Origin of the sequence: Phaeobacter sp. B1627, from assembly GCF_006265095.1 — a bacterium.
GTDB lineage: Bacteria > Pseudomonadota > Alphaproteobacteria > Rhodobacterales > Rhodobacteraceae > Epibacterium.
On sequence record NZ_VCNK01000059.1, the window covers coordinates 1 to 1,049 of the forward strand.

Genomic DNA, 1,049 nt, shown 5'->3' on the forward strand with positions numbered 1-1,049 from the left:
TTCCTTCGCGTTCTGGCAGATCTCGCAGCGGTGTGAGCATTCGCCGTCAGCGATGCGCTTGATAAGCTCGAACTGACGCCGCAGCTTGTGGCCGCAGGGGGCTTCATAAAAGCCATAGTGGCGATCTTCCGTGTCACGTTGCAGGAAGGCCAACCCTGCAGCGGTCGCATCTTCGCGCCAGCGTGTTTCCACGCAATGGGGGCAGATGGGCTGGTTGTTCATCACAACATAGAGCTTGCAGATGTGCAGCTCCCCGCAGGCATGACACTCAAGCTCGAGATGATAGCGATCCTCAACGCGCTGCAGGATATCGAAGCCGTTCGCTTGCGCGGCCTCGGCCCAATGGGCGTGAATGACCGACGGGAATGACTGGGTAGATGGTGTTTGTTGGCAATGGGTCATAGTGACCTCCATGACTGGGGGAGGCGTGCTGGCGCGGGGCGCCAGACGGGACATGCTATATTGCAGAACACCGCTGTCGCTGACGGTGCATCGCAGCGGCGTCGTTCTGGTAAAAAAGGATGCGGGGTCAGGCCGGGGCTGCTACGGGCGTGCTGGGTAGATCAGAGCCGTTGTCCAGGGGAGCAAGGGGCAGAGGGTCTTCGGCGAATTCGCCCAGATCCGCCATCGCATGCACGTGATCCTGATGGACTTCCAGCATCTGCTGTACACGATGGCCAACTGGGTCGTTCTCAAAGCAGACAAAGAAATGGTCATGGCTGCCAAGGAGGGCGTAGAGTGCGGTGAAGTCGGTACCTGTCTTGCAGGTAATGAGCGCACGGGTGAGCAAAGAGATCCGCTGGAGCGGCTTGTCTGCGGCCCGCGAAACTGGTGCTGCCGTAATCGACGCGATGCGATCAAGCACATTTTTCCGTGCCGTTTCGGCATCAGAGACCCAGGCGACAAAAGCCGGATCGAAAGAGTTCACGCATTCAATGTCGCGCTCGCATTCGATGTACTGCGCAAGTGCGCCGTTCAACTTGCTGAAGGTCCGCGAAATTGGGGTGTGAGTAAAATGGGTATGTGGTTCCGTCACGCGCAGAGGCGTG

The 1,049-nt window shown here is 58.6% G+C and carries 1 protein-coding gene and 1 pseudogene; both read right to left on the reverse strand.

Features of this window, described 5'->3' with window-relative positions:
- Positions 1-402: pseudogene (locus tag FGE21_RS19155) on the reverse strand (GIY-YIG nuclease family protein); the annotation flags it as partial.
- Between the two features lie 127 nt (positions 403-529).
- The coding region (locus FGE21_RS19160; protein WP_218062797.1) for a hypothetical protein at positions 530-1,049 on the reverse strand (520 nt) is incomplete at its 5' end.